Source organism: Sphingomonas sp. (genome assembly GCF_035944535.1).
In the GTDB taxonomy this organism is placed as follows: domain Bacteria; phylum Pseudomonadota; class Alphaproteobacteria; order Sphingomonadales; family Sphingomonadaceae; genus Sphingomonas_B.
This window is the reverse complement of record NZ_DASZBC010000007.1, coordinates 103,387-127,997: the sequence shown is the minus strand read 5'-3', so window position 1 is coordinate 127,997 and position 24,611 is coordinate 103,387. Positions and strand designations below refer to the sequence as shown.

Annotated in this window: 32 protein-coding genes; 14 read left to right on the top strand and 18 right to left on the bottom strand. The window is 64.5% G+C overall.

Going from position 1 to position 24,611, the window contains the following annotated elements:
- The first annotated feature begins 7 nt into the window (after nucleotides 1-7).
- Together VGT77_RS07550 and VGT77_RS07545 are read left to right on the top strand one after the other, a co-directional pair.
- On the top strand, nucleotides 8-1,609 hold the full coding sequence (locus VGT77_RS07550; protein WP_327461155.1) for a sensor histidine kinase: 1,602 nt from the start codon (nucleotides 8-10) through the stop codon (nucleotides 1,607-1,609).
- Between the two features lie 258 nt (nucleotides 1,610-1,867).
- Nucleotides 1,868-1,999: an entericidin EcnA/B family protein gene (locus VGT77_RS07545; RefSeq protein ID WP_327461153.1), complete on the top strand. Its 132-nt coding sequence runs from the start codon at nucleotides 1,868-1,870 to the stop codon at nucleotides 1,997-1,999.
- A gap of 3 nt (nucleotides 2,000-2,002) precedes the next feature.
- Here VGT77_RS07545 and tatC read toward each other — a convergent pair whose 3' ends face one another.
- Entirely contained in the window at nucleotides 2,003-2,773 is a 771-nt protein-coding gene (gene tatC, locus VGT77_RS07540) for a twin-arginine translocase subunit TatC (protein ID WP_327461151.1), read from the bottom strand.
- The gene (gene tatB / locus VGT77_RS07535) at nucleotides 2,770-3,087 is read right to left on the bottom strand and encodes a Sec-independent protein translocase protein TatB (RefSeq protein WP_414713367.1); all 318 of its coding nucleotides are present in this window, start codon (nucleotides 3,085-3,087) and stop codon (nucleotides 2,770-2,772) included. The genes tatC and tatB overlap by 4 nt, the downstream gene beginning before the upstream one ends.
- Before the next feature lie 178 nt (nucleotides 3,088-3,265).
- Between tatB and VGT77_RS07530 the strand changes: the two genes are divergently transcribed.
- Entirely contained in the window at nucleotides 3,266-3,748 is a 483-nt protein-coding gene (locus VGT77_RS07530; RefSeq protein ID WP_327461149.1) for an Hsp20 family protein, read from the top strand.
- A gap of 126 nt (nucleotides 3,749-3,874) precedes the next feature.
- Here the strand turns inward: VGT77_RS07530 and VGT77_RS07525 are convergent, their stop codons facing one another.
- Nucleotides 3,875-4,561, bottom strand: coding sequence for a Crp/Fnr family transcriptional regulator (locus tag VGT77_RS07525; protein ID WP_327461147.1), 687 nt, complete (start codon nucleotides 4,559-4,561; stop codon nucleotides 3,875-3,877).
- Nucleotides 4,562-4,711: 150 nt separating this feature from the next.
- Here VGT77_RS07525 and VGT77_RS07520 point away from each other — a divergent pair, with 150 nt between their 5' ends.
- Together VGT77_RS07520 and VGT77_RS07515 are read left to right on the top strand one after the other, a co-directional pair.
- The gene (locus tag VGT77_RS07520) at nucleotides 4,712-4,855 is read left to right on the top strand and encodes a hypothetical protein (RefSeq protein ID WP_327461145.1); all 144 of its coding nucleotides are present in this window, start codon (nucleotides 4,712-4,714) and stop codon (nucleotides 4,853-4,855) included.
- A 40-nt stretch (nucleotides 4,856-4,895) separates the two neighbouring features.
- Entirely contained in the window at nucleotides 4,896-5,741 is an 846-nt protein-coding gene (locus tag VGT77_RS07515; RefSeq protein ID WP_327461143.1) for a LytTR family DNA-binding domain-containing protein, read from the top strand.
- Between the two features lie 172 nt (nucleotides 5,742-5,913).
- On the opposite strand, the gene VGT77_RS07510 is transcribed toward VGT77_RS07515, so the two are convergent.
- On the bottom strand, nucleotides 5,914-6,267 hold the full coding sequence (locus VGT77_RS07510; RefSeq protein ID WP_327461141.1) for a hypothetical protein: 354 nt from the start codon (nucleotides 6,265-6,267) through the stop codon (nucleotides 5,914-5,916).
- Between the two features lie 55 nt (nucleotides 6,268-6,322).
- Nucleotides 6,323-6,898, bottom strand: a complete 576-nt coding sequence (locus tag VGT77_RS07505) for an SOS response-associated peptidase (RefSeq protein ID WP_327461139.1) — start codon at nucleotides 6,896-6,898, stop codon at nucleotides 6,323-6,325.
- 77 nt (nucleotides 6,899-6,975) lie between these two features.
- Here VGT77_RS07505 and VGT77_RS07500 point away from each other — a divergent pair, with 77 nt between their 5' ends.
- The gene (locus VGT77_RS07500) at nucleotides 6,976-9,030 is read left to right on the top strand and encodes a S9 family peptidase (protein WP_327461137.1); all 2,055 of its coding nucleotides are present in this window, start codon (nucleotides 6,976-6,978) and stop codon (nucleotides 9,028-9,030) included.
- Nucleotides 9,031-9,158: 128 nt separating this feature from the next.
- Nucleotides 9,159-9,548 (top strand): acyl-CoA thioesterase, encoded by a 390-nt coding sequence (locus VGT77_RS07495; protein ID WP_327461135.1) that lies wholly within the window; start codon nucleotides 9,159-9,161, stop codon nucleotides 9,546-9,548.
- A 102-nt stretch (nucleotides 9,549-9,650) separates the two neighbouring features.
- Here VGT77_RS07495 and gpmA read toward each other — a convergent pair whose 3' ends face one another.
- The 3 genes from gpmA to VGT77_RS07480 all read right to left on the bottom strand — a co-directional run bounded on the left by gpmA (nucleotide 9,651) and on the right by VGT77_RS07480 (nucleotide 12,169).
- Nucleotides 9,651-10,343 carry a 2,3-diphosphoglycerate-dependent phosphoglycerate mutase gene (gene gpmA, locus VGT77_RS07490; RefSeq protein ID WP_327461133.1) on the bottom strand — a complete coding sequence of 231 codons (693 nt, stop codon included), beginning with the start codon at nucleotides 10,341-10,343 and terminating at the stop codon, nucleotides 9,651-9,653.
- Nucleotides 10,344-10,466: 123 nt separating this feature from the next.
- Nucleotides 10,467-11,585: a M14 family metallopeptidase gene (locus tag VGT77_RS07485; RefSeq protein ID WP_327461131.1), complete on the bottom strand. Its 1,119-nt coding sequence runs from the start codon at nucleotides 11,583-11,585 to the stop codon at nucleotides 10,467-10,469.
- Nucleotides 11,582-12,169 (bottom strand): DUF4136 domain-containing protein, encoded by a 588-nt coding sequence (locus VGT77_RS07480; RefSeq protein WP_327461129.1) that lies wholly within the window; start codon nucleotides 12,167-12,169, stop codon nucleotides 11,582-11,584. Before VGT77_RS07480 ends, VGT77_RS07485 begins: the two co-directional genes overlap by 4 nt.
- Before the next feature lie 116 nt (nucleotides 12,170-12,285).
- On the opposite strand from VGT77_RS07480, the gene ykgO reads away from it, so the two are divergent.
- The 4 genes from ykgO to VGT77_RS07460 all read left to right on the top strand — a co-directional run bounded on the left by ykgO (nucleotide 12,286) and on the right by VGT77_RS07460 (nucleotide 14,882).
- Entirely contained in the window at nucleotides 12,286-12,411 is a 126-nt protein-coding gene (gene ykgO, locus VGT77_RS07475; protein ID WP_055755695.1) for a type B 50S ribosomal protein L36, read from the top strand.
- A 3-nt stretch (nucleotides 12,412-12,414) separates the two neighbouring features.
- The gene (locus VGT77_RS07470) at nucleotides 12,415-13,023 is read left to right on the top strand and encodes an HAD family phosphatase (protein ID WP_327461127.1); all 609 of its coding nucleotides are present in this window, start codon (nucleotides 12,415-12,417) and stop codon (nucleotides 13,021-13,023) included.
- A gap of 84 nt (nucleotides 13,024-13,107) precedes the next feature.
- On the top strand, nucleotides 13,108-14,478 hold the full coding sequence (locus VGT77_RS07465; RefSeq protein ID WP_327461125.1) for a serine hydrolase domain-containing protein: 1,371 nt from the start codon (nucleotides 13,108-13,110) through the stop codon (nucleotides 14,476-14,478).
- Between the two features lie 2 nt (nucleotides 14,479-14,480).
- Entirely contained in the window at nucleotides 14,481-14,882 is a 402-nt protein-coding gene (locus tag VGT77_RS07460; RefSeq protein ID WP_327461123.1) for an EVE domain-containing protein, read from the top strand.
- A 1-nt stretch (nucleotide 14,883) separates the two neighbouring features.
- On the opposite strand, the gene VGT77_RS07455 is transcribed toward VGT77_RS07460, so the two are convergent.
- Genes VGT77_RS07455 through VGT77_RS07440 form a run of 4 tightly spaced genes read right to left on the bottom strand, consistent with a single transcriptional unit; the run spans nucleotide 14,884 to nucleotide 17,946 of the window.
- Nucleotides 14,884-15,270 (bottom strand): type II toxin-antitoxin system VapC family toxin, encoded by a 387-nt coding sequence (locus tag VGT77_RS07455; RefSeq protein ID WP_327461121.1) that lies wholly within the window; start codon nucleotides 15,268-15,270, stop codon nucleotides 14,884-14,886.
- Nucleotides 15,267-15,518, bottom strand: coding sequence for a type II toxin-antitoxin system prevent-host-death family antitoxin (locus VGT77_RS07450; RefSeq protein ID WP_327461119.1), 252 nt, complete (start codon nucleotides 15,516-15,518; stop codon nucleotides 15,267-15,269). Before VGT77_RS07450 ends, VGT77_RS07455 begins: the two co-directional genes overlap by 4 nt.
- 31 nt (nucleotides 15,519-15,549) lie before the next feature.
- On the bottom strand, nucleotides 15,550-17,370 hold the full coding sequence (gene typA / locus VGT77_RS07445; protein ID WP_327461118.1) for a translational GTPase TypA: 1,821 nt from the start codon (nucleotides 17,368-17,370) through the stop codon (nucleotides 15,550-15,552).
- Between the two features lie 36 nt (nucleotides 17,371-17,406).
- A complete protein-coding gene (locus VGT77_RS07440; protein ID WP_327461116.1) occupies nucleotides 17,407-17,946 on the bottom strand; it encodes a TetR/AcrR family transcriptional regulator in 540 nt (179 codons plus the stop codon).
- 122 nt (nucleotides 17,947-18,068) lie between these two features.
- On the opposite strand from VGT77_RS07440, the gene VGT77_RS07435 reads away from it, so the two are divergent.
- On the top strand, nucleotides 18,069-18,548 hold the full coding sequence (locus VGT77_RS07435) for an ester cyclase (RefSeq protein ID WP_327461114.1): 480 nt from the start codon (nucleotides 18,069-18,071) through the stop codon (nucleotides 18,546-18,548).
- On the top strand, nucleotides 18,545-18,832 hold the full coding sequence (locus VGT77_RS07430) for a hypothetical protein (protein ID WP_327461112.1): 288 nt from the start codon (nucleotides 18,545-18,547) through the stop codon (nucleotides 18,830-18,832). The genes VGT77_RS07435 and VGT77_RS07430 overlap by 4 nt, the downstream gene beginning before the upstream one ends.
- Before the next feature lie 76 nt (nucleotides 18,833-18,908).
- On the opposite strand, the gene VGT77_RS07425 is transcribed toward VGT77_RS07430, so the two are convergent.
- Genes VGT77_RS07425 through VGT77_RS07405 form a run of 5 tightly spaced genes read right to left on the bottom strand, consistent with a single transcriptional unit; the run spans nucleotide 18,909 to nucleotide 23,196 of the window.
- Entirely contained in the window at nucleotides 18,909-19,487 is a 579-nt protein-coding gene (locus VGT77_RS07425; RefSeq protein ID WP_327461110.1) for a thymidine kinase, read from the bottom strand.
- Nucleotides 19,480-20,817 (bottom strand): glutamate--tRNA ligase, encoded by a 1,338-nt coding sequence (gltX, locus tag VGT77_RS07420; RefSeq protein WP_327461108.1) that lies wholly within the window; start codon nucleotides 20,815-20,817, stop codon nucleotides 19,480-19,482. Before gltX ends, VGT77_RS07425 begins: the two co-directional genes overlap by 8 nt.
- Nucleotides 20,814-21,233, bottom strand: coding sequence for a type II toxin-antitoxin system VapC family toxin (locus tag VGT77_RS07415; protein WP_327461106.1), 420 nt, complete (start codon nucleotides 21,231-21,233; stop codon nucleotides 20,814-20,816). The genes gltX and VGT77_RS07415 overlap by 4 nt, the downstream gene beginning before the upstream one ends.
- On the bottom strand, nucleotides 21,230-21,490 hold the full coding sequence (locus tag VGT77_RS07410) for a type II toxin-antitoxin system prevent-host-death family antitoxin (protein WP_327461104.1): 261 nt from the start codon (nucleotides 21,488-21,490) through the stop codon (nucleotides 21,230-21,232). The genes VGT77_RS07415 and VGT77_RS07410 overlap by 4 nt, the downstream gene beginning before the upstream one ends.
- A gap of 50 nt (nucleotides 21,491-21,540) precedes the next feature.
- Entirely contained in the window at nucleotides 21,541-23,196 is a 1,656-nt protein-coding gene (locus VGT77_RS07405) for an NAD+ synthase (protein WP_327461103.1), read from the bottom strand.
- A 159-nt stretch (nucleotides 23,197-23,355) separates the two neighbouring features.
- Between VGT77_RS07405 and VGT77_RS07400 the strand changes: the two genes are divergently transcribed.
- The gene (locus VGT77_RS07400) at nucleotides 23,356-24,291 is read left to right on the top strand and encodes a ribose-phosphate pyrophosphokinase (protein WP_327461101.1); all 936 of its coding nucleotides are present in this window, start codon (nucleotides 23,356-23,358) and stop codon (nucleotides 24,289-24,291) included.
- Here the strand turns inward: VGT77_RS07400 and VGT77_RS07395 are convergent.
- Nucleotides 24,288-24,524 (bottom strand): hypothetical protein, encoded by a 237-nt coding sequence (locus tag VGT77_RS07395; protein WP_327461099.1) that lies wholly within the window; start codon nucleotides 24,522-24,524, stop codon nucleotides 24,288-24,290. The genes VGT77_RS07400 and VGT77_RS07395 overlap by 4 nt on opposite strands.
- Between the last annotated feature and the right edge of the window lie 87 nt (nucleotides 24,525-24,611).

The following is a 24,611-nucleotide window of genomic DNA, read 5'->3' as shown; positions in this document are numbered from 1 at the left end:
TTCGATCATGGCCAGCGCCGCTCCCGCGCGCGCGGTGACTGCCGCAATCGCGGACCGGTTCGCCCGGATGCCGGCAGGGCACCGCCTCATCATCCTGTTGACGCTCGCCTTGCTGCCGCTTGGCCTGCTGGCGGTGCTCGCCTCCCTCCAGATTTCGCGCAGCGCCGATCTTGAACGTCGCGCCAGCGTTCGCATCGCCGCTATGGAGAGCGCGCGCCGGCTGGGGTCGGAGTTCGCCGTCAACGGCACCGCGCTGCGCTCCGCGGCCAATCTGCTGGAGCGCGGCGGCGACCCGGACTCGATCTGCGCCCGCACCCAAAGCGTGCTCGCCACCTCTTTCGGAGAAGCGACGCGCTTCGCGTTGCTGTCCCGCGGCGGGCGGCTGACCTGCGGCGCCGGTGAGCTGAGTGCGCTGCTGCCAGGCGGTTCGCTCCAGGGGGACCAAACGGTTGCCCTTTCGGATCGCGGATTGCTGGTCATCCTGCCGAGCGACACCCGCGCCTTCGTCGCCCTCGCTTACTATCCGCGCGCGCAGCTCATCCGTACGCTGAAACCCGTCACCTTTGACACCTCCTATAATCTCGTGCTGAGCGGCGGCGGTACCACGCTGTCGCTGATCGAGGGCGTTCGGGGAGGCGCTCTGGGTCGGCGGGAGACGATCGCCACGCCGATTCCGAATGCACCCCTGCAGCTGATCTTCTCCGTGCGTGCGGCGCCGTTCACCGCGGCCGAAATCCTGACGATGCTGGTGCCGATCATCATGTGGCTCGTCGCGCTGGTGGTCGCCTGGATCGTGTTCAATCGGCTGGTGATGGCGCCGCTCGCTCAGCTGCGCGGCAATATCGCCAGCTACAAGCCGGGCGAGATCTTCCGGCCGCTGCGCCGCATGACCATTCCCGCCCGCGAGATCGAGGAACTGGGCCAGACCTTTCAATCGATTAGCCACACAGTCGCGGCGCATGAGGAAGAGCTGGCTCTCGGCCTGTCGCGGCAGACGCGGTTGACCCGCGAAGTGCACCACCGGGTGAAGAACAACCTCCAGGTCGTCTCCAGCCTGATCAACCTGCATGCCCGCGCGGCGAAGAGCCCGGAAGCGACCGCTGCCTATGCATCGATCAGCCGCCGTGTCGATGCGCTCGCGGTCGTGCACCGCAACCATTATGCGGAGCTGGAGGAAAATCGCGGCGTCAATCTGCGCTCGCTGGTCGGCGAACTGGCCGCGAACCTGCGCGCCACCGCGCCCGGTGACGCGAACCGGCTTGCGATCCTGATCGACGCGCCCATTATTCATGTCGGGCAGGACACGGCCATCCCGATCGCCTTTCTAACGACTGAGCTGGTCGAACTGGCCATGACGATCGACCCGACGGCGTCCATCCGCATCTCGGTACTGCGCCAGCCGCAGCCGGACCGCGCCTGCCTGGTAGTCGGCTCCCCCGCCCTGCGCGAAAGCGACCGCATCGAAGAACTGCTCGCCGCCCGATACGGCCGAGTGCTGGAGGGACTGTCGCGACAGCTGCGAAGCCCGCTCGAACGGGACCGAGCCGGAGGTAGCTTCCAGGTCTGTTTCCCCCTGATCATCGACGACGCCGCCTCGGCCCAAAAATAATTCAAAAATGTTCCGGAACGCGCGGAACCCTTCCCGACGAAGAGCGTTCTGCAGTTCGGATAGTGACCTTTTGCCCCCCCGCTCTCGCTATCCAAGACAATGGGCCCGGACACACCAGCCTCCCCCCGGTGGTGTCTCCGGGCCCAAATTTCTTCTGCTCTCCTCCGCGTTCCGAATCCTTTCCGCTAACGGAACAGTGCCGCCGCTCGCGCATTTGATCGGCGCGCGCTTTGGGTCGCGTCCAACAGGAGACAGACTATGCTTCGCAAATCCGTGGCGCTGGTGTTCGTGGCCGGCACGCTCTTTCTCGCCGGGTGCAACACCGTCGACGGCGCCGGCAAGGATCTTTCCTCGGCCAGTCAGGAAGTGAAGGAAGAGATCAACAAGTAAGGGTCAGGCCTTCCCGGCATCGACCGGGGAGGCCTCCTTCTTCCGCCTGCGTTCAGTGAACCAGATGGCGATCAGCGCGAGTTCGTAGAGCAGCACCAGCGGGATAGCGAGCAGTAGCTGCGAGATGATGTCCGGCGGCGTAAGCACCGCGGCGATCACGAAGGCGATCACGATCGCATAGCGCCGGCCGCTGATCAGCTGGGCCCGGGTGACGATTCCGGCCCGTTCCAGCAGCATCAGCAGCACCGGCGTCAAAAACGCGACGCCGAAGCCGAACATGAACTTGGTGACAAAGCTCAGATAATTCCCGACACCGGGCAGCGCTTCCTGCTGCACGCCCCCGACATCGCCTTCGAAGCCGAGCAGGAAGGTCAGCGCGATCGGCATCGCCACATAATAAGCAAGCGCCGCGCCCAGCCCGAACAACAAAGGCGTCATCAGCAGAAAAGGCAGCAGCGCCTGCTTCTCGTTGCGATAGAGGCCCGGTGCCACAAACTTCCAGAGCTGGCTGGCGAGCACTGGAAAAGCCGCCATGATCGCCGCGAAAAACGCCACCTTCACATCGACGAAGAAGGCCTCGAACACATCGGTGTAGATGATCCGGTTCTGCCCGGCGCGCAGCAGCGGCTGGACCAGGAAGGCGAAGATCGGGCGCGCGAAATAGAGGCAGACGCCGAAGGCGAGCGCCAGCCACATCAGTGAGATCAGCAGGCGGCGGCGCAGCTCGATCAGGTGATCGAGCAACGGCGCGCGTGTGTCGTCAATATCCTTCACCGCTCACCTTCGCTGGCGGGCGGCGGAGCCGGTGGCGGCGGCGGTTCCAGCGGCAGCATCTGCGGCGTGTCTGTCGCGATTGGATGCTCGCGCATGATGCGGGCATTCTCCTCGGCCCATTTCTTTTCCATCTCAGCCAGTTCCGATTCCCGGATCATGGCGTCGATGCCGGAGCGGAAATGGCGGGCGACGCCTCGTGCGCGGCCGATCCAATGCCCCATCACTCGCATCGCCTTGGGCAGGTCCTTGGGCCCAATCACGACCAAGGCGACGACCGCGCAAAGCAGCAACTCGGTGGGGGCGATGTCGAACATGAAGGGGCGGACTTAGGCGATAAAGAGCAGCGCCGGAAGAGCATGGCGGACCTCTTGAAGGCCGAAACTGCTTACCTAGATTCCGTAACGTCAGGCCGCCGGTTCCGGGGCCTGGCGCATTCGGCGCCGCCCGCTTGGGGGCGTCATGCAGTCAATATGCTCATGAGGAGATATCGATATGCGTAGCTTTGACCTGACCCCATATCGCCGGTCCATGGTTGGTTTCGACCGGCTGTTCGACCTGCTCGAGAACAGCGCCCGCAGCGCCGCCTCGGGCGACAATTACCCGCCCTTCGATCTCGAGCGTCTGGCCGAGGACCGTTACCGGATCACTCTCGCCGTCGCCGGCTTCAAGAAGGACGAGATCGACATCACCGCGCAGCAGAACCTGCTGCTGGTCACGGGCAAGAAGGAGACGGTTCAGCAGGATCGTTCCAGCTTCCTGCATGTGGGCATCGCCAATCGCAGCTTCGAGCGCCGCTTCGAACTCGCCGACTTCGTGCGGGTGGAAAGCGCCAACCTTGCCGACGGCCTGCTGACCATCGAACTGGTCCGCGAGATTCCCGAGGCGATGAAGCCGCAGAAGATCGCGATCGGCGCGACCGCCCAGCCGTCCGCCTCGAACGACACCAAGACGATCGAGCACAGCGCCGCCGCTTAAGCAGCGCACAAAAATGGGGCGGCCCACCCCCTGGTCGGGCCGCCCCTGTCTTGGCGAGATGGTGATGGACAGGCGGGCCGGAGCGGGGTCGACAAAGCTCCGGGGCCGCGTGCTTCGGCCGATACGCTACTCGGCCGCCATCGCGATCTCCTCCAAAACATCCCGATCGAGCACGCGAACACGCCCGCTCTCCAGAGATACGATTCCGGCATCGGCCCAGGCGCCGAGCTGCCGGTTGATGTTTTCGCGGCTGATGCCGGCAAAGGCGCCCAACTCGCTTTGGCTGAGGTCCAGCCTGAGCGCGGCGCCTTGCGCCCCCGTTTGCATCAGCCGCTGGAGCGTGCGCGCCAGCCGAGGGCCGGAGGCATAAGCGCGGTCGCTCTCAATCGTGTTGTTGGCATTGCGAAGCCGGCGCGCCATTTCGCGCAGCAGCCGCCAGGCCACACTGGGGTGTTTCTCCAGCACTTCGCGGAACGCCTTGGCGCCCAGCTTCAGATATTTGCCTTCGCCGAGAGCGGTGGCGCTCGCGGTGCGCTCGCCGCCGTCCAGCAGCGCGATCTCGCCGATTACGGCGCCGGGCTCGAGATAGTCGAGAATGATCTCCCGGCCGTTCGAAGCGACCATCGATACGCGGATGGTGCCATCGAGCAGGATGATCAGATAATCGCCGGCATCGCCCTGGTGCAGCAGCACGTCGCCCTTCTTCATCGGGCAGAGCTGCGCGCGCTCCAGCAGATCCTGCAGCTCGGCGGCTCCCCAGGAGGATATCAGCGCGTTGGACGGCATCATACGCGACAAATCTTCGGCGTTCATGATCATCCCCAACAAAGCCTCCGAACGCTACGCAACTTACATGCGGGCTCATTGCCCGGATTCGGCACCCACGGATGTGATCAACCGCACAGGAGAATCTTTTTCGTGGTCTTCACGACCGATTAAGCGCGGCGTGCGACAAAACAGCGTATGTTCGGTCCATCGAGCCTGTTCCGAAGCCGCTGGAAAGCGCTGATCTGGGCGGCCGGGATCGTCTGGCTGGCGCTGCAGGTCGCAGGACCCGCCGACATGCCGCCCAGCACCAATGGAAGTTTTCCGGTTCAAGGCGAATAGCTTCCTTCCACGAGCGCCCTTCCGACCTTATCTGGCGCGCATGGCATTCCTGATCGAGCGCGTCCCGGCGCGCGAACGCCTCCGCATGGGTTGCGCCCTCGCGTTCTGGGCGGGCACCTATCTGCTGTTCCTTGCTTGGAACCAGCTGCAGGATCAGTTTCCCTCGGCCATCTGGCAAACTCGGCGGCTGCTGACGACCGCCTTGGGCGCGGCGGTCTTCTATGGCTTCACGCTGCTCGCCGACAAAGTGGCGACGAGGTCGCTCAGGGAGCGGATCGCAATCCTGTTGGCCGTGGGTCTGGGCTGCTGCGCGTTCATGATCCTTGGCCGCGCGGCCATCGATCAGCTGATCGTGCTGGAGTTCGGTGAGCCACCTTCCACCTTGGACCGGCATCTGCGCTTCGCCTTGATTTGGGCAGGCTATTTCCTGGGCGGTTCGCTGGCCTTTCTGAGTTTTGCACCCGCTCAGGCCCATGAGGCGCCACCAGCCGAGGTATCCGCGCCTTCCGCAGTGGAAAGCCAGCCCAGCTTTCCAGAAGCGCTCTGGGTCAGCCGCGGCCGCGAAACGCTGCGCGTCGCGGTGGACGCGATCGACTGGATCGAGGCGGAGGGCGATTATGTCCGGCTTCATGCGTCGAGCGGCAGCGGATTGTTGCGCGGGACGCTCACCGGATTGGAAGCGCAGCTCGATCCGGCCGAGTTCGCGCGCGTGCACCGCTCGGCGATCTGCCGCCGCAACGCCGTGGTCGCGCTGATCCGCAAGCCCTCCGGAGCCCTCGCCGTGCGCCTGAAGACCGGCCAGGAAGTGCCGGTTGGGCGCAGCTACCGCGATTCCGTGGCGGCAATCGTCGGCTCCGGACGAGAGCTGAGCCGAGTCTCGGCCTGACGTTCAGCCCTGTCGTAGCGACGTTCGGCGCTGGTCCAGGATATCCAACGTCGGCTGCGGCGCTTCGTCGGACGCTTCTTCCCTGATCGCTGCCAAGGCTCCACCGCAAGCGATGAAGCCCTGTCCGACGCTCCTCCCCACCTCCCCTGTGCCGGGCAGGGCTTCGCCGGGATCAATGCGCGGCGAGTAGACCGGAACGGCGGATGCCTGGACGGTTGCGGGTAAAGGCGAGCGTCGGGTCGATCGGTCCGTCGAACTCGACGCCGATGCCTTGACCATCGCCCCAGCGAACCGCGCCGAAGATGGCGCCGATGCCGGGCAGGTCGATCTCGACACACTCTCCGGGCAGCGGCGGATAGGCGCATTCGCCTTTCAGCCCGTGCGCGGATATGTTGCGGACGGTGAGCGGCATCCGGTTACGTGAGCCGGCCCGTCCGATGACGCCGCGAAGGAACACCGCGAACCTTTTTTCCCGGACGATCGGGCCGATGCCGTCGTCGATACTGCCGAGCTGACCGTTCTCCATGCGCAATGATTAGACGTATGCTCGTGAAGGTCTGGTAAACGCGGCGCTTACCCTGTCAGCAAAGCTGTTCGACGGTGAGGCTGCCGGCGGGGAGCGGCCGCAGCAGTTCCTCGGCACCGGGCTCAGGCGACAGCCAGCGGCTCCACTCAGCGCGCTCGATGATTGCGATCTGGCGGCTGTGATAGGGCGCGACGTCCGGGCCGGGCTCAGTCGTCAGCATCGTGAACGCCTCGCTCTCGCCCCAGGGCCGCACCAATCCGGCGATGCCGAACCATTCTTCTCCAGCCTTGGTGAACAGCCATTTGTGCTTGCGCTTTGCCTTCGGGTCCGCGGGTGTGGTGAACTCATAGAAGCCGTCGGCGACGATCAGGCAGCGCCCGGTAGCAAAGCGCCGCCCTTCCGAGCGGAAGTTGTAGACCGGCTTGCCGTTCGGCCCGGGCCAGCTCCAGCGGCGCATCACCAGCTTAGGCTCGACACCCTGCTTCACGATTGCGGCGGGATCGGTGATGCGAATGCTGTCGAGCGGAGCCAGGTTCGGCAAGCCTTCCGGGAAGTTCAGCGGAATGCGGATCTGGCTGAAATCGTCCCGAACCTGGCCGAGCGCGATGCGGCGGCGGATTTCATTGCACATGTCGCCATCCTTGCCGCTGACGAAGAGGATGTGAAGGGCGACTTGCCTCGCCCGGCACAGCCGCTAACCGGCAGCCGATGAACAGTCTTCCCGCCGCGCCGATCGCCGAGCGCCGCCCGCATAGCTTCACGCATCATGGCGTCACGATCGAGGACCCCTATGCCTGGCTGCGCGATTCAAAGTACCCCGAGGTCACCGACCCGGACGTGCTCGCCTATCTGAACGCCGAAAACGCCTATTTCGAAGCAGCGATGGCGCCGCATCAGCCGCTGGTCGAGACCCTGTTCAAGGAGATGCGGGGACGGATCAAGGAAGCGGACGCCTCGGTGCCGCAGAAGGATGGCGACTGGCTCTACTGGCGCGCGTTCGACGAGGGCGCGCAATATCGCAAATGGTGGCGCTCGCCTGCAGTCGGTGGCGAGGCGCAGCTGATCCTCGACGAGCCGGCGCTGGCCGAGGGCAAGGAATATTTCCGGCTCGGCGGCATGGATGTGAGCCCGGACGACCGGCTGCTCGCCTTTGCGGTCGACGACAATGGTTCCGAACGTTTCACCATCCGCATCAAGGATCTGGAGACGGGCGAGCTGCTGCCCGACGTGATCGAAGGCACGCTGGGCGGCTTCCTCTTTGCCGGCGACGGGCAGTCCTTGCTCTACGGCTTAGTCAACGAGCACTGGCGCATTGACGTCGCCAAGCTCCACCGCCTTGGCGCGCCGGTCACCGAGGATGTCGAGCTCTACCGCGAGGCGGACGAAGGCTTCCAGGTCGGGCTAGGCCTGACCCAGTCGCGCAAATGGATCACGATCCACACCGGCGACCATGTCACTAGCGAAGTACGGCTGCTGCCCTTCGACAATCCTCGGACCGAGCCAATCATGGTGTCGCCCCGCCGGCCCGGCCGCGAATATGAAGTGGAAGAGCATGACGGCACGCTCTTCATCCGCACCAATGACACCCACACCAATTTCCGCCTGGTCACCGCGTTCGTCGAACGCCCAGGCGAATGGACCGAGCGCATCGCGCCCTCGACCGATTTCTACCTGATCGACGTCACCACATTCGCCGATTTCTTCGTCGTCGAGGGGCGGGAGCATGGCCTCGATCGCATCTACCTGCACGATTATGCCGGCGGCCCAGGCAAGCAGATCGACTTCCCCGAGGCGAGCTATTCGGCCGGACTCGACGACAATCCCGAATATGAGGTCGCGAAGCTGCGCCTGTCCTATGAGTCGATGGTGACGCCCGGGACGGTGCTCGACCTCGATCTCGCCAGCGGCGAGCGCACGATTCTCAAGGTCCAGGAGATTCCCTCCGGCTATGATCCGTCGCTCTACGCAACCGAGCGGCTGGAGATTGCGGTTCGCGACGGCACCAAAGTGCCTGTCTCGATCGTCTACAAGCGCGGCTTCGAGCGGCCGGGTCCTCTCTACCTCTACGGCTATGGCGCTTATGGTCTCGCCATCGAACCCGGCTTTTCCACCTCGCGGCTAAGCCTGCTCGACCGGGGCATGGCGTTCGCCATCGCGCATATCCGCGGCGGCGACGATCTGGGCCAGCAATGGTATCTCGACGGCAAGCTCGACAAGCGCACCAACACCTTTCACGACTTTATCGACGTCGCGCGCGGGCTGGTTGAGCATGGCTGGACCCGGGCGGGGCGGATTGCGATCGCGGGAGGCTCGGCGGGCGGCGAGCTGATGGGCGCGGTAATCAACGAAGCGGCCGAACTTTGGGGTGCGGTTGCGGCGCATGTGCCGTTCGTCGACGTGCTGAACACCATGCTCGACCCGACCTTACCGCTCACGCCGGGCGAATGGCCCGAATGGGGCAATCCGGTCGAGGACCGCGAAGCGTTCGAGCTGATCCGCAGCTACTCGCCCTACGACAATGTTACGGCCCAGGCCTATCCGCCCCTCCTCGTCACCGCGGGCCTCAACGACCCGCGCGTGACCTACTGGGAGCCCGCGAAATGGGTCGCGAAACTCCGCGCGACCAAGACCGATGACAACATTCTGCTCATGAAGACGAACATGGGCGCAGGCCATGGCGGCAAGTCCGGCCGGTTCGAAAGCCTGCGCGAGACGGCGGAGGAGTTCGCCTTCATCCTCTGGCAGCTGGGGTTAGCGAAGTGAGATCCTCCCCCGGACGGGGAGGGGGACCGCGTCGCGCAGCGGCGTGGTGGAGGGGGCCGTCAGCTGGCATCTCGCCCTGGCTCCCCTCCACCATGTTTCGCATGGTTCACCTCCCGGGGAGGATCTGAATGTTCGAGCTCCAAATCACACCCCAGCCCACTGATTTCGACGAGCTCGGGCACGTCAACAATGCGGTGTGGGTGCGGTGGCTGCAGGATGTCGCGACCGCCCACTGGATGTCGGCGGCCGAGCCGGCGCATGTCGAGGCCTTTATCTGGGTCGTGGTCCGGCACGAGGTCGATTATCTCGGCAATGTCGGCCCGGGCGAGACGGTGACTGCCCGCACCTGGGTCGGCGAAGCGCCGCGGGGCGCCCGCTTCGATCGGCATGTCGAGTTCGCCGGACCGGACGGCCGGGTCCGGGTTCGTGCGAAAACCACCTGGGCTATCGTCGATAAGGCGGCGGGGCGGATCGTGCGCGTGCCGCGGGAAGTTGCGGAGCGTTTCGTGCCCGCCTAAGTCAATACTCAACCGTCATTCCCGCGAAAGCGGGAACCCAGGAGTCGCACAAAGAAAAACTGGATCCCCGCTTTCGCGGGGATGACGAGAGAAGAGCGACGGCTAAGCCGCGCGTTCGCTCAGATAATAGCGGTCGGTCGCGTTCAGCGCCCCGTCCAGCTGATAGACGATCGGCTGGCCCGTCGGAATTTCCAGACCCGTGATTTCGGCATCCGAAATGCCGGACAGGTGTTTGACGAGAGCGCGCAGCGAGTTGCCGTGCGCGGAGATCAGCACGCGCTTGCCGGCCTTCAGCTCGGGCGCGATGCGGCTCTCCCAATAAGGCAGCACGCGCGCGATCGTATCCTTCAGGCTCTCCGTCTGCGGGATCGGCACGCCCTTGTAGCGTTCGTCCTTGGCGAGGTCCCAGGGGCTGCCCTCCTCCGGCAGCGGTGGGGGCACATCGAAGCTGCGGCGCCACAGCTTGACCTGCTCGTCGCCATGCTTGGCTGCCGTCTCTGCCTTGTTGAGGCCGGTCAGCCCGCCATAATGCCGTTCGTTCAGCCGCCAGTCCTTCTCCTCCGGCAGCCACAGCCGTCCCATGGGCTCGAGCGCCAGGTGCAAAGTCTTGATCGCCCGGGTCTGGAAGCTGGTGAAGCAGAGGTCGAAGTCCAGCCCGCGCGCCTTCATCAGCTCGCCGGCCTCACGTGCCTCCCGCACGCCCTGCTCCGTCAGGTCGACGTCCCACCAGCCGGTGAAACGGTTCTCGAGATTCCAGGACGACTGGCCGTGACGGATCAGGACGAGCGTGGGCATCTACTTTCCTTTCGTCATCCCGAACTTGGTTCGAGATAAGGGTGGAGCTTCGCCGATCTGGGCGCGAAGTTGCTGCAAAGGAGCCGCCAGGCAGCTTATCCCGAAACAAGTTCGGGATGACGGTTAAAGGTCTCCGATCATCGCCGCGAGATTGTCGAGGCAGTCATGCGCCAGTCGCTTGCAGCGGTCGGGCGACCAGCCGAACTCCGGGTCGGGATTGTCGTCATGATCCTTGAACGGCATCTCGAGCGTCATCGACACCGCGCCGTAGCGCTCCGCCAGCTGAGTCGTGGACATGGACATGTTCGCCTTGCCCGGCGCGGCGATCTCATAGCCCTTTTGCACCTGAAAATCTGGCGAGCGCTCTGCCAGCGTGTCACGAAAGCGGGCGAACAGCGCGCCCTTGGCTTCCGAATAGGACGGAATGCCTTCGAACCCGGCAAGGAAGTTGGCGGGAATGGCTTCGTCGCCATGCACGTCCATCGCGAAATCAACGCCGGTCGCATCCATCGCATTGCGGACGGCCAGCACTTCGGGGCTGCGATCGGCCGTCGGCGCATGCCATTCGCGGTTGAGATTTACGCCGGCGGCATTGGTGCGCAGATGGCCGCGGAAGCTGCCGTCCGGGTTCATGTTCGGCACGATGTTGAAAGTAGCGGCGGCGAGCAGCTGGCGCGCCGTCTCATCCTCGCTGTCGGTCAGCTTCTCAAGCGCGCCTTCCATCCACCATTCGGCCATGCTCTCGCCCGGATGCTGGCGCGCATAGAGCCAGACCTGCTTCGGCCCGGTGCCGAGCGTCAGGCAGTCGAGCGGTCGGCCATCGAGCGTCTTGGTCAGCTCGCGCTGAGTGACCCCGGGCTTGGCCGCCATGCGGGCGACCAGGTCGAAGTGACGCTCCATCGAGTAAGGGGCGAAATAGGCGACCCACAGCGAATTGGTTTCGGGCCTAACGGTGATCGTCAGCTGCTTGTCATTGTAGTTGGTATCGGCCTGGCGCCAATGAATTCGGTCTTCGGAAATGCGCGCGCGATAGCCCGGCCAGCCGAACGGATAGGCCGAACCGGCTGTGTTCGTGATCCGCAGCGTCAGCTCGCGCCCGGCGGCGTTGCCGACGCGAAAGTGAAACCATTGGTAGAAATCGGAGCCATGGTCGGTCTCGATTTCGAGATCGGCCTCAACCCCGTCGATGCTCAGGACACGGATATTGCCGCTGTCGAACGCGCTGCTGATACTGAAGGTCATCGCACGCTGATAGTGCGGCCCGACTCTCCCGGAAAGTCCCTGAACAACGCAGCAGCAAGACGTTCTGCCAGCTGCCCAGATTCGCGCTCCGACGCCTCGCCCCGCGCACGCCCTTCCCAGACCACCGTCTGGTCGGACCGGCGCTTCAGCTGCACGGAAAGCTGGGTGCCGACGACGAGACCGCCGCGATTGCCGCCCAGGCCGAAGCTGATGCCGCCGCCGACGCCGCTGCTCCAGCCGCCCGTCCCGCCGCCGATGCCGATTGACACCGGCGAACCGCCGCCGGCCCGCTCACGGGTGCCGCTGCGCACATCGACGACCGCGACATAGAGCCCCTGCCCCACGCCCGCGACATCGGCATAGCCCAAGCGGCGCAGCTGGTTTGCTACGGCGCTGGCATACATGCCGAACTCCATGCCGCTCGCGCCGCCGGGGGCGGGCTCGATGGCGACCGTGCCCCGCTCATTGACTTGCCCCAAGTGAAAGCGCGTCACGTCCACCGGCGACATTGGCGTGGTGCACGCGGCGAGCGCGGCGAGCGGCAGGAGCAGCGGGGCGAAGCGGCGTGCATTCATCTTGTTCATCCCTTTCAGACACCTACATAACGATTCGTGTCCGTAATTAGCTGCATGGTTGACGAGGAAGACCCTCTCGACTAGGCGGGCGCGTCCGATTTCCAGCCCAGATTCGAGCAACAACAATGAAGATCGTCAACTCTCTCAAGTCCTTGAAGGACCGCCACCGCGACAACCGCGTGATCCGTCGCCGCGGCCGCATCTATGTGATCAATAAAACCAACCGCCGCTTCAAGGCCCGCCAGGGCTAAGCTGTGGAAGAGGTGCGCGGCGTCGTTTTCGACGTCGGCAACGTCCTCTTCACCTGGGACCCGCGGTTCCTCTACGAGCGCCTGATCGACGACGATCGGGCGCTCGATGCGTTTCTGCGCGAGGTGGTCACGCACGAGTGGCACTTCCAGCATGATGCCGGCCGGCCATTCTCCGAGACCAGCGCCGAGCTCGTCGCCAAGCACCCCCAGCATCGCGAGCTGATCGAGCTCTGGGGACCGCGCTTCAACGAAAGCCTGGGACCTCCAGTCGAGGGTATGATCGACCTGGTCGAGGAGCTGGACGCCAAGGGCGTGCCGTTGTTCGCGATCACCAACTTCAGCGGCGAGTTCTGGGGTCCCTTCCGCGACACCCAGCCGGTGTTCGACCGGTTCCGCGACATCGTCGTGTCGGGCACCGAGCAGCTGATGAAGCCGCATCGCGAAATCTACGAACTGGCGCTTCGCCGCTTCGGCCTTCCTGCCGGGCAACTGATCTTCATCGACGACCGGGCGGAGAATGTCGCCGGCGCAAAGGCGGTCGGTATGCGAGGGCATCTGTTCCGGGATGCGCCGACGTTGCAAGCGGAGCTGAAGGAGCTCGGCTTGATATAAGCGTCATGCTGAACTTGGTTCAGCATAAGGCTTCCGACGCTTCCCGGCTCGACACTTATCCTGAAACAAGTTCAGGATGACGGCATGAGAATCGTCATCTTTGCGGTCGCCGCCCTGTTCGCCGCTCCTGCTCTCGCAGCCCCGCTCACCCACGCCCAGATTGCGCAGATCGACTTTATTGCCGCCGATGCGCTGAAGCAGACCGGCGTGCCCTCGGCTTCCGTCGCTGTGGTGACCGACGGCAAGCTCCAGTTCGCCAAGGCTTATGGGCAACAGCGCAGCGGGACGAACGCCGCCAGCACCGAAGCGGCATATCCGATCGCCTCGGTATCCAAACAGATCACCGCCGCCGCGATCCTGCTGCTGGCGGAAGAGGGCAAGCTCTCGCTCGACGATCCGGTTTCCAGATACCTCCCAGACCTTGCGGACTCCGGCAGGGTGACGGTCCGTCAGCTGCTCAGCCACACATCGGGCTATCGCGATTACTGGCCGCAGAACTACGCCTTCTCCGCCATGTTCTCGCCCATCCAGCCCCAGGCTATTCTCGACCGCTGGGCCAAGACGCCGCTCGACTTCGCGCCCGGCAGCCAGTGGCAATATTCGAACACCGGCTTCGTCGCCGCCGGCCAGATCGTCGAAAAGGTCTCGGGCGAGCCGTTCATGCGTTTTGCCCAGCGCCGCATCTTTCAGCCCCTTGGCATGAAGGTGGGCGACGCGGACCTCGACCTGACGGCCCGCGATGCCCAGCCTTTCACCCGCTATGCACTCGGGCCCGTGCGCTCCGCGCAATGGGTCAAGCCGGGCTGGCTCTACGCCGCAGGGCAGCTCGCGACCACGCCGAGCGAATGGGCGAAGTGGAGCATGGCGCGGATCGAGCGGCGGCTGATGAAGCCAGCAAGCTGGGAGGCGCAGGAGCAGGAAGTGCGGCTGACCGACGGCAAGTCGACGCGCTATGGCCTCGGCGTGTTCACCGACGAGGTGCGCGGCCACAAGCGTGTGCACCATGGCGGCGCCCATGTCGGCTTCCTGTCCGAAGACCGGGTCTATCCAAACGACAAGGCGGCGGTGATCGTGTTCGTGAATGCGGACTTCGGCGATGCGCACACCGTGATCGCGGACCGGATCGAGGGCATGATCCTCGGTCAGCACCCAGACACTGCCGCCGCCCGCGCCCTGTTCGACCAGCTGCGGCAGGGGCGGCCGGACCGGTCACGCTACACGGCCAACTTCAACACTTACCTGACGAGCCAAGTAATCGCCGACCACCGCGCCAGCCTGACTCCGCTTGGAGAACCGCAGAGCTTCATCCGGCTGCGCCCGGCGCGGCTCCGCGGCGGCTTCACCTCCGAAGTGTTCGAGGTGCGCTATCCGAAGCGCAAGCTGACGATCAGCATGCGCGCCGAGCCGAATGGCGGCAAGGTCGAGGAGTTCCTCATCTACCCGGCGTCGGAGTGACCATGCGTTACTGGCTGATGCGATCGGAGCCGGACGTCTATGGCTGGGACCATCTGGTCCGCGACGGCGCCACCGAATGGGACGGCATCCGCAACTACACCGCGCGCAACTTTCTGAAGGAAATGCAGCCCGGCGACCGCGCGCTCTTCTACCACTCGAACAAGGGGAAGGCGGCGGTCGGTATCATGGAGATCACCCGCGCCTGGCAGCCGGATGGCGAAAAGGGTGAGTGGGCGTCAGTGGCGGTCAAGCCTGTCGAGAAGCTGCCCCGCCCGGTTACCCTGGCGGAGATCAAGGCCGATTCGCGCCTGGCGAAACTCGAAATGCTCCGCCAATCGCGCCTTTCGGTTACGCCAGTGCGGGAGGAAGAGTGGGCGGTGATCCTGGAGATGGCGGGAAGCTAGCCTACCAGATGCGCTCGACCCCGTATCGATCGAACAACGCCTCGTTGCTGACGACAGGGACGCTCTCGACCATAGCCTGGGCCACCAGCAAGCGATCGAGCGGGTCGCGATGGATCAAGTCGAGCTTCCCCGCCCTGATCGCGTGCGCAGGAAGCACGGGCAGCCAGTTGACCTGCAAAGACGCGATCTCTGCCTCGAAGTTTTCGGCGAGGCTACTCGCTTCAGCCAGTTTGCCGAGACTGTGCTTGAAGCAGATTTCATACGCCGAGACCGCGCTGACGAGCAGGTCCGCTGCGGCATCGCCGATCACATCGATCGCGCGACTGGACAGCCGTTGTCCGCCCTCAAGCGCCCAGAACAGTGCATGAGTGTCGAGCAGGACCCTCAAAGAGGTTTGTTATCCCACTCGGCAAGGCCGAGCTCGTCCTCAGTCCAGGGCTTCCAGACGTCATCGCCTACGTCACCCAGCCGCCCTTTCAGCGCGCCAAGCAGCGGCCTTTTCTTCGCCGGCCCCTCGCGCACAAGGCGCACAACCGGCTCCTTGTTCCGGGCGATCACCACCTCTTCGCCGGCGAGCACGCGCTCGATCAGGCGCGACAGGTGCGTCTTCGCCTCATGGACACTAACGGTAGTCATCGCCCGAACTTAGTCATAAGGTTGACTAAGTTCAAGCTGCGTCCTTTTGCCGGCTTGCCCGCTTGCGCTCATGCGGGTCGAGGTGACGCTTCCTGAGGCGCACGCTCTTGGGCGTGACCTCGACCATCTCGTCATCGTCGATATAGGCGATCGCCTGTTCGAGCGTCATGCGTCGCGGCGGGGTGAGGCGGATCGCGTCGTCCTTGCCGCCCGAAGCGCGGAAGTTGGTCAGCTGCTTGGACTTGAGCGGGTTGACCTCAAGGTCTTCGGGCTTCGCATTCTCGCCGATGATCATGCCCTCGTAGAGCGGCTCGCCCGGATCGACGAACAGCACGCCGCGCTCTTCCAGCGCATTGAGCGCATAGGCGACCGCCTCGCCGGTGCCGTTGGAGATCAGTACGCCATTCTTCCGGCCTTCGATCGGTCCCTTGTACGGACCATATTTCTCGAACAGCCGGTTCATGATGCCGGTGCCGCGCGTGTCCGACAGGAACTCGCCATGATAGCCGATCAGGCCGCGCGAAGGCGCCGAGAAGGTAATGCGCGTCTTGCCGCCGCCCGAGGGACGCATGTCGGTCAGCTCGGCTTTGCGGATCGACATCTTCTCGACGACTGTGCCCGAATGCTCCTCGTCCACGTCGATGACGACGGTCTCATAGGGCTCCTGGCGCTGGCCGCCTTCGTCGCGGAACAGCACGCGGGGGCGGCTGATGCCAAGCTCAAACCCTTCGCGGCGCATCGTCTCGATCAGCACGCCAAGCTGAAGCTCGCCTCGGCCGGCGACTTCGAAACTGTCCTTGTCGGCCGCTTCGGTCACGTGGATCGCGACGTTCGACTCCGCCTCGCGGAACAGCCGGTCGCGGATCATGCGGCTGGTCACCTTGGTGCCCTCCCGGCCTGCCATCGGCGAGTCGTTCACCGCGAAGCGCATAGACAGCGTCGGCGGGTCGATCGGCTGCGCCTTGATCGGCGTGGTCACTGACGTATCCGCGATGGTGTTGGCGACGGTCGCCACCGTCAGGCCGGCGAGGCTGATAATGTCCCCCGCTTTCGCCTCTTCGACCGGCACCCGCTCCAGGCCGCGGAATGTCATCAGCTTCGACGCACGGCCGGTCTCGATGACGTTGCCGTCCATGTCGAGAGCGTGGATCGGCTGGTTGACCTTGACCGTGCCCGCATTGACGCGGCCGGTCAGGATACGGCCGAGGAAGTTGTCGCGGTCGAGCAGCGTGACAAGGAAGCTGAACGGGGCATCCTCGTCGACCTTGGGTGCGGGCACATGCTCGACGATCTTGTTGAACAAGGGCGCCAGCGTGCCTTCGCGCGCCTCGGCATCTTCCGACGCATAGCCGTTGCGGCCGGACGCGAAGAGCACCGGAAAGTCGAGCTGATCGTCATTCGCCTCCAGGCTCACGAACAGGTCGAACACCTCGTCGAGCACTTCCTGCACCCGCGCGTCCGACCGGTCGATCTTGTTCACGACGACGATCGGGCGCAGGCCCAGGGCCAAGGCCTTGCCGGTCACGAACTTGGTCTGCGGCATCGCGCCTTCGGACGAATCGACGAGCAGGATGACGCCGTCCACCATCGACAGGATGCGCTCCACCTCGCCGCCGAAATCGGCGTGGCCGGGCGTGTCGACGATGTTGATGCGGGTACCTTCCCAATCCACCGAAGTGCATTTGGCGAGGATGGTGATGCCGCGCTCTTTCTCGAGATCGTTTGAGTCCATCGCGCGCTCTTCGATGCGCTGATTGTCACGAAAAGTGCCGGATTGGCGGAACAGCTGGTCGACGAGCGTGGTCTTGCCATGATCGACGTGCGCGATGATGGCCACGTTGCGGAGGCTCATTGATAATCCTGATCTGAGCGGGAGTTGGCGGCGCCCTTAGCGCAAATGCTGCGGTGCGGGAAGGGGCGGCGTCAGGGAGTCTAGGAGTTGGGCGAGGCCATGCTTCAGGTCCGCTTCGACCGATCTCCCACCCGCTTCCGCATCGCCAGACTTGCTCTTGCGCCAGGCGGCAAGGGCCATGCCGGCGCCATTCAGATAGGCTCCGAGGATCCGCACCCGCCGCAGTGACTCATTCGCGTCGCAGCCCATCCGCTGAAATGCTTCAACGAAGCTGCCCGCCGCAGCGACGGCATCTGGCGTGTGCCACCTTCTGGTTGCGATCAATACGAATGCTTCGGGCCATTTCGAGGCGAGCGTCAGGTAAGCCTGGGACGCCTTATCGATAGCGGCGACCGAGTCGCTGCCGATCGGCAAGAGGGAACCGAGCAACCGGTCGACAATGGCATCGTACAGGTCGTCCATGTTTGCGACATGGTTATAGAGAGACATCGCCTCGCAGCCGAGCTTCGACGCCAGTTTCCTGGCGCTAAGCGCTTGCAATCCCTCCGCTTCGATCAGCTCGAGTGCCGTGCTCACCACCGTCTCCCGATTGAGGCGCCCTCGTGTGTCTCGTCGCATGCGATCGTTCCTTTGACTTGCTTACAATGTAAGTTTACGCGGTCAAGGAGTCTTACGTTGTAAGTTTATGGAGAATGAAAATGAGAACGGTGTTTCTGACCGCCGGCGCGCTTTTCCTGTGCCTGGCATCGCCGAGCATGGCGGGCGTCGCCGCACACAAGATCACGGCGGCCCGCGTGTTCCTGGAAAAGATGGGCCGCGGCGACTTCAGCAAGCTCGATCAAATCTACGGCTCCGGCTTCGTGGCGCATGGTTCCGGCAAGAGCTACACGCTGGATGAGGATAATGCGTCGGGCAAAGCGATCCGCGAGGCGGTGCCCGATCTTGCCGTGTCGGTCGATCATCTGATCGGCGAGGGCAATCTGGTCGCGGTTCGCTGGAGCGCGCGCGGCACCAACTCCGTCGCGGCAGCCGGCATGCCCGGAACCGGTAAGTCCATCGCTGTCGAAGGCATGACCATCTTCCGCTTCAAGGATGGGAAGATCGTCGAAGAGTGGAGCTTGACGGACCGGCTCGCCCTGATGCGTCAGCTGAGCGCCGAACAGGAGGGCCGGCGATGAGCGTACGCGCGATCCAGTATCTTCTCGCCTCCGTTTTCTTGGTGCTCGGAGGCTGGTGCCTGATATCGCCAGCCTCGGTTCTGGCGCTCGCGATACGGCCCGAATACCAGTCCGATGCTCCGATCGTGCCGGTGCTGATAGGTGCATTCGGCGCCCAGGCGCTAATTGCAGGCCTGTTCGCCACTTTCTCCGATTTCCGGAAGCGCACGTTTCTGGCTTACGGCGTGGCGTTGCTGCCGTTTTTGTCTTCGACTGGTACTTCTATTTCGAAGAGCCGATGCTGACTGCGGTCGGCATGTTGGATGCAGTGGGAAACATCGTCATGCTGGCGCTCTGCGCAATCGGCTGGCGCAAGGCGAGCTAGCCCCGCCACTGCTCCATGAAGTGCCTGCGGCAAAGCGCAACGTAGCGGTCGTTGCCGCCGATTTCGGTCTGCTCGCCGTGGCGCACTGCGCGACCCTCGGCATCGACGCGCAGGTTCATGGTCGCCTTGCGGCCGCAGGCGCACACGGCTTTGAGTTCGACCAGCACGTCGGCCAGGGCCAGCAGGCATTTGCTGCCTTCGAACAGCTCGGCGCGAAAGTCGGTGCGCAGGCCATAGGCGAGCACCGGAATGCCGAGATCGTCGGCGACGCTTGCCAGCTGCAGCACCTGGTCGCGGGTGAGGAACTGCGCCTCGTCGATCAGCACGCAGGCGAGAGGCCGCGCCGCATGTTCAGTCTCGATCGCGGCGCGCATGTCCAGCTCCGGATCGAAGCTGTTCGCCGGGGCGTCGATGCCGATGCGCGAGGTGATGACGCCGCTGTCATAGCGGTCGTCGATCGCGGCGGTGAACAGCATGGTGTGCATGCCCCGCTCGCGATAGTTGAAGTCCGCCTGAAGCAGGGTGGTCGACTTTCCCGCATTCATCGAGGCGTAGTAGAAATAGAGCTTAGCCATTGGCGGCCGCCGCCAGCCGCTCCAGCGCCCGCTCCCGTCCGATCAGGGGCAGCAGCGCCGCCATGTCGGGGCCGTGGTCGCGGCCGGTCAGGGCCCGGCGGAGCGGCAGGAAAAGCGGCTTGCCCTTGCGGCCGGTCCGCTCCTTCAACTGGCCGGTAAGCGCGTGCCAGGGATCGGCGGACCAGTCCATCTCGCCGGCGACGTCTCTGGCGGCGAGGACGAACTCCCGATCCCCTTCCGCAACAGAAGAGCTGATCGTGCCGCCGATCACTTGCCACCAGTCCGCCGCTTCCGCGACCGTCTCCAGGTTCGGCTTCACGGCTTCCCAGGCGCGGGCGTCCATGCCGTTGGGCAGTCGCTCCCGCACTTGATCGAAGCTGAGCAGGTGGATCGTCTGGGCATTGAGCTTCGCCAGTTCCGCTTCGTCGAACCGCGCCGGCGCCCGGCCGAAGGTCGCAAAGTCGAACGCCTCGATGAGACGCTGCATCGAAGCGGCCGGCTCGACGGGAAGGCTGGTGCCGATCCGCGCCAGCTTTGCCGCCAGTGCCAGCGGCTCGATGCCGGTCCCACGCCAGTGGTCAACGTCCGTCGCTCCCGCGCGCTTGGAGAGCTTGCCCTCCGCGCCCGTCAGCAAAGCTTCATGGGCAAAGGCGGGCGGCGAACTCCCAAGCGCCCCGAACATCTGCACCTGAGTGGCGGTGTTGGAGACATGGTCTTCGCCGCGCACCACATGGGTAACGCCCATATCGATATCGTCGATCACGGACGGCAGCAGGTAGAGCCAGGAGCCGTCGGCGCGACGCACGACCGGATCGCTCATCAGCCCGGGATCGAAACTCTGGTCGCCGCGGATCAGGTCGTGCCAGGCGATCGGCGCGGCGTGGTCGAGCTTGAATCGCCAGTGCGGCCGCACCCCCTCACCTTCCAGCCGCTCACGATCCGTGTCCGTCAGCTGGAGTGCCGAACGGTCGTACACCGGCGGCAGACCGCGCCCGAGTTGGATCTTGCGCTTGAGGTCCAGCTCCTGCGGCGTCTCGTAACAGGGATAGACGCGGCCGGCCGCTCGTAGCGCTTCGAACCGCGCCTCATAGGCATCGAAGCGAGCCGACTGCCGTTCCTCGCCATCCCAGTTCAGCCCCAGCCAGCGCAGGTCATCGCGGATGGCCTCGACGAACCGCTCTTCGGACCGCTCCCGGTCGGTGTCGTCGATCCGCAGCAGGAACCGCCCGCCCTGCTGCCGAGCATAGAGCCAGTTGTGCAGCGCGGTGCGAATGTTGCCAACGTGGATGCGCCCGGTCGGGGACGGCGCGAAACGAGTGATGACTTTCATGACAGTACCGGAACCGCGATAGCGTGCTTTCGGGCTGCATCTACGAGCCGCCGATCGAGACTGATCAAGCCGGCGGATGCTCGCTTCGCCAGTTCAAGATAGCCCGCGTCGTAGATCGTGAGCTGGTGGGCGGAAGCAAGCTGATAGCTATCGCTCCAGGCGCGAGCCCCTGTTTCGGTATCAACGATCAGCCCGAGGCCGTCCAAAAGTGCAAAAGCTTCGTCCGCCTCGGTCACAAGAGCGCGGCCACGACGGACACCCATCAAGATCAGATTGGCGACTTCCAGCCGCCAATGGGCGGTCGTCAAACAATCATGCGAAGCGATCAACTGTTCGATCGCTTGAGTTGATCCACTTCGCTCATCCTCAAACACCAGCGGGCCAACAATGGACGCGTCCAAGACGAGCAGGCTCAACGCTGGCCCTCATTCTTCCAGGCGATCATTTCCTCTATCGTGGCAGTGCGGCCCTCGGCTCGCATCCTCGCCCGCAAACGCGCAAGTCGGTCCAGCGCCTCTCTTGCTCGGCGTTGACGCTCTTCCCGGTCAACAGCAGTGGTCAGCCGTGCAGCCGGTCGACCATGGCGGGTGATGATGATTTCCTCTCCCCTTTCTGCGGCCGAGATATACTCAGATGCCTTATCCTTGAAGGCAGCGAGCGGAACATGACGCATCAAGACTTCCTTTCTGGCCAGAAAATAGGCCCGAACGGGCGTCCTGTCGACTAGGCAGTGCGAAAAGCGTGAGTGATCGGGTAGCGGCGATCGCGACCGAAGTTTCGTTTGCCGAGCTTGACGCCGGGCGGTGCCTGACGGCGCTTATACTCGGCGACATGGAGCAGCCGCTCGATTCGTGCGACCGTCTCGCGATCGAAGCCGCGCTCGACCAACTCGGCGACCGACAGCTCCTCTTCGACCAGGCCGTGCAGGATCGGGTCGAGCACATCGTACTCGGGCAAAGAGTCGGAGTCCTTCTGGTCGGCGCGCAGTTCTGCCGAGGGCGGCTTGTCGATCACCCGCTGCGGCATGACTGGGCCGTCCGACCCCAGGCCGAGCGCCGGCCTGTTCGCGTTGCGCCAGCGGCACAGCTCGAACACCGTCGTCTTGTAGGCGTCCTTCAGCACCGAATAGCCGCCGGCCATGTCGCCATAGATGGTGGCATAGCCCACCGACATCTCGCTCTTGTTGCCGGTGGTGAGCAGCATCGGCCCGAACTTGTTCGATAGGCCCATGAGCGTAACGCCGCGGATGCGTGACTGAATATTCTCCTCGGTGAGGTCCGGCTGCCGTCCAGCGAAGACTGGCGCGAGCATTTCTCCAAACGCCGCGACGGCCGGCTCGATCGGAATAGCATCGAGCCGCACACCGAGCATGCGCGCGCATTCGGCCGCGTCGTCGAGCGAGTCCTGGCTGGTGAAGCGCGACGGCAGCATCACGCACCAGACGCGATCGGCGCCCAGCGCGTCCACGGCCACCGCGGCGGACAGGGCGCTGTCTATGCCGCCCGACAGGCCAAGCACCACGCCGGGAAAGCGATTCGCGTTCACATAGTCGCGCAAGCCGACGATCATGGCGTGATAGACATCGGCCGGATATGGATCGAGCGGGTGGATCTCACCCTCGGCGCAGCGCCAGCCGCCATCGCCGCGCTCCCACTCGGTCAGCACCAGTGCCTCTTCCCAGTCGGGAAGCTGATGCGCGAGCGTGCCATCGCCGTTCAGCACGAAACTCGCCCCATCGAACACCACTTCGTCCTGGCCACCGACGCGGTTGAGGAAGATGAGCGGCACGCCCGTCTCCCGGACCCGATCGGCGCCGATCTGGCCTGTGCGAAGATCGTCCTTCTCGATCTCATAGGGGCTGCCGTGCGGCGAAATGAACAGCTCCGCCCCTTGCGTTCCAAGGTGAGCGCAGACCTGCGGGAACCAGATATCCTCGCAGATCGGGAGTCCGAGCCGCAAACCCCGCCACTCGATCGGCGCCGGCATCGGCCCAGGGGTGAACCACCGCTTCTCGTCGAACGTGCCATAATTAGGCAGCTCATGCTTGCGGGACGTGCCGACGATGCCGCCGCCGTCGATCAGGTGGAGAACGTTGTAGAGCCGCCCATCCTCGGCGAGCACCGCCCCGACGATCATCGCCGGGCCGCCATCGCCGCTGGCCGCAACCAACCGCTCCAGCTGCTCGGCGACGCGCCGGTGCAACGCCGGCTTCAGGACCAGATCCTCGGGCGGATAACCAACCAGCTGGAGTTCCGGGAAGACGATCAGGTCGGCGCCTTCCGCCTTGGCGCGCCACTCCAGCATCGCATCGGCATTGCCGGCAATGTCACCGACCCACTGGCTGATCTGGGCAAGGGCGATGCGGAGCCTTTCGGTCATGGCCGGGCCTTAACCTCCTCGTCATTCCCGCGAAAGCGGGAACCCAGTTCGTCACTCGGCTCGTCACAAAAGCTCGGTCCCCGCGTTCGCGGGGATGACGAAGAAGAGCGATGGTCCTAATGACCGCGACAGAATCGTGACAGCGGCGGGACGCAATCCATGAAACTTCTCTCCGGCAATGCGAACCTGCCGCTCGCGCAGGCGATCGCCGACTATCTCGAACTGCCGCTGACCGAAGCCAGTGTGCGCCGCTTCGCCGACGAGGAAATCTTCGTCGAGATCAACGAGAATGTGCGCGGCGAAGACGTGTTCGTGCTGCAGCCGACCGGCTTTCCCGCGAACGACAATCTGATGGAGCTGCTGATCTGCATCGACGCGCTAAAGCGTGCGTCGGCCAAGCGGATCACGGCGGTCGTGCCCTATTTCGGCTATGCGCGGCAGGACCGGAAGCCCGGCCCCCGCACCCCCATCTCCGCCAAGCTGGTGGCAAATTTGATCACCGTCGCGGGTGCGAACCGGGTGCTCTCGGTCGACCTGCACGCGGGGCAGATCCAGGGCTTCTTCGATATCCCGACAGACAATCTCTACGCCGCGCCGGTTATGTCGGCGGACATTCTCGCCCGCTTTCCGGCTGCCAATCTGACGGTTGTGTCGCCCGACGTGGGCGGCGTGGTTCGCGCGCGCGCGCTCGCCAAGCGGCTCAACAACGCGCCGCTGGCGATTGTCGACAAGCGGCGCGAGCGGCCGGGCGAGTCGGAGGTGATGAACATCATCGGCGACGTGGACGGGCGCTTCTGCATCCTGGTCGACGACATCGTCGATTCAGCCGGCACACTCTGCAACGCCGCCGCCGCCCTGCGCGAAGCGGGCGCGGAGGACGTCGTTGCCTATGTGACGCACGGCGTTCTGTCCGGGGGCGCTGTCGCTCGGGTGGACGGGTCGGCGTTGGCCGAACTCGTCATCACCGACTCGATCGCCGCGACGGAAGCGGTGCAAGGCAGCAAGCGCATCCGCACGCTGACCATCGCACCGCTTCTCGCCGAAGCAATCAAGCGGATCGCCGACGAAAGTTCGGTGTCCAGCCTGTTCGACTAGGCGCTTTCGGCGTCGTCGTCGGACGTTGCCGCGAGTACACCGATCGCGAGAATGCCCGCAACGAGCGCGATCGCGATGATCCCGCCCGTGCCTTCCGCCAGCTGATTTCCATCCGAAGTCGCCGCGCCCAACCGGGCATTGGACAGCGACAGCGCCGACGCGTCCGGAGCCGCCAACACGGGCGCCGAGACGAGACTGGCGGAAACGAGAACCGAGCTAATCAACTTACGCACATGCGCCTCCCTGGGTTAGGCCGCCGGTGAACCCGCCGAACCCGTCTCGGTTCCGTCGTCAGCGCCGAGCAGCGTGAAACTTGCGTT

Coding starts and splice junctions, on each gene's coding strand:
- VGT77_RS07480 (WP_327461129.1), bottom strand. CDS start 12,169: ATGAACAAGATGAATGCACGCCGCTTCGCCCCGCTGCTCCTGCCGCTC.
- typA (WP_327461118.1), bottom strand. CDS start 17,370: ATGAGCCTCCGCAACGTGGCCATCATCGCGCACGTCGATCATGGCAAG.
- VGT77_RS07430 (WP_327461112.1), top strand. CDS start 18,545: ATGAGCGTACGCGCGATCCAGTATCTTCTCGCCTCCGTTTTCTTGGTG.
- VGT77_RS07515 (WP_327461143.1), top strand. CDS start 4,896: ATGGCATTCCTGATCGAGCGCGTCCCGGCGCGCGAACGCCTCCGCATG.
- VGT77_RS07545 (WP_327461153.1), top strand. CDS start 1,868: ATGCTTCGCAAATCCGTGGCGCTGGTGTTCGTGGCCGGCACGCTCTTT.
- VGT77_RS07410 (WP_327461104.1), bottom strand. CDS start 21,490: ATGCGTCATGTTCCGCTCGCTGCCTTCAAGGATAAGGCATCTGAGTAT.
- VGT77_RS07550 (WP_327461155.1), top strand. CDS start 8: ATGGCCAGCGCCGCTCCCGCGCGCGCGGTGACTGCCGCAATCGCGGAC.
- VGT77_RS07530 (WP_327461149.1), top strand. CDS start 3,266: ATGCGTAGCTTTGACCTGACCCCATATCGCCGGTCCATGGTTGGTTTC.
- VGT77_RS07495 (WP_327461135.1), top strand. CDS start 9,159: ATGTTCGAGCTCCAAATCACACCCCAGCCCACTGATTTCGACGAGCTC.
- VGT77_RS07400 (WP_327461101.1), top strand. CDS start 23,356: ATGAAACTTCTCTCCGGCAATGCGAACCTGCCGCTCGCGCAGGCGATC.
- VGT77_RS07450 (WP_327461119.1), bottom strand. CDS start 15,518: ATGACTACCGTTAGTGTCCATGAGGCGAAGACGCACCTGTCGCGCCTG.
- VGT77_RS07485 (WP_327461131.1), bottom strand. CDS start 11,585: ATGACCTTCAGTATCAGCAGCGCGTTCGACAGCGGCAATATCCGTGTC.
- VGT77_RS07460 (WP_327461123.1), top strand. CDS start 14,481: ATGCGTTACTGGCTGATGCGATCGGAGCCGGACGTCTATGGCTGGGAC.
- VGT77_RS07500 (WP_327461137.1), top strand. CDS start 6,976: ATGAACAGTCTTCCCGCCGCGCCGATCGCCGAGCGCCGCCCGCATAGC.
- ykgO (WP_055755695.1), top strand. CDS start 12,286: ATGAAGATCGTCAACTCTCTCAAGTCCTTGAAGGACCGCCACCGCGAC.
- tatB (WP_414713367.1), bottom strand. CDS start 3,087: ATGTTCGACATCGCCCCCACCGAGTTGCTGCTTTGCGCGGTCGTCGCC.
- VGT77_RS07525 (WP_327461147.1), bottom strand. CDS start 4,561: ATGAACGCCGAAGATTTGTCGCGTATGATGCCGTCCAACGCGCTGATA.
- VGT77_RS07520 (WP_327461145.1), top strand. CDS start 4,712: ATGTTCGGTCCATCGAGCCTGTTCCGAAGCCGCTGGAAAGCGCTGATC.
- gpmA (WP_327461133.1), bottom strand. CDS start 10,343: ATGCCCACGCTCGTCCTGATCCGTCACGGCCAGTCGTCCTGGAATCTC.
- VGT77_RS07510 (WP_327461141.1), bottom strand. CDS start 6,267: ATGGAGAACGGTCAGCTCGGCAGTATCGACGACGGCATCGGCCCGATC.
- VGT77_RS07465 (WP_327461125.1), top strand. CDS start 13,108: ATGAGAATCGTCATCTTTGCGGTCGCCGCCCTGTTCGCCGCTCCTGCT.
- VGT77_RS07425 (WP_327461110.1), bottom strand. CDS start 19,487: ATGGCTAAGCTCTATTTCTACTACGCCTCGATGAATGCGGGAAAGTCG.
- VGT77_RS07435 (WP_327461114.1), top strand. CDS start 18,069: ATGAGAACGGTGTTTCTGACCGCCGGCGCGCTTTTCCTGTGCCTGGCA.
- VGT77_RS07405 (WP_327461103.1), bottom strand. CDS start 23,196: ATGACCGAAAGGCTCCGCATCGCCCTTGCCCAGATCAGCCAGTGGGTC.
- gltX (WP_327461108.1), bottom strand. CDS start 20,817: ATGAAAGTCATCACTCGTTTCGCGCCGTCCCCGACCGGGCGCATCCAC.
- VGT77_RS07505 (WP_327461139.1), bottom strand. CDS start 6,898: ATGTGCAATGAAATCCGCCGCCGCATCGCGCTCGGCCAGGTTCGGGAC.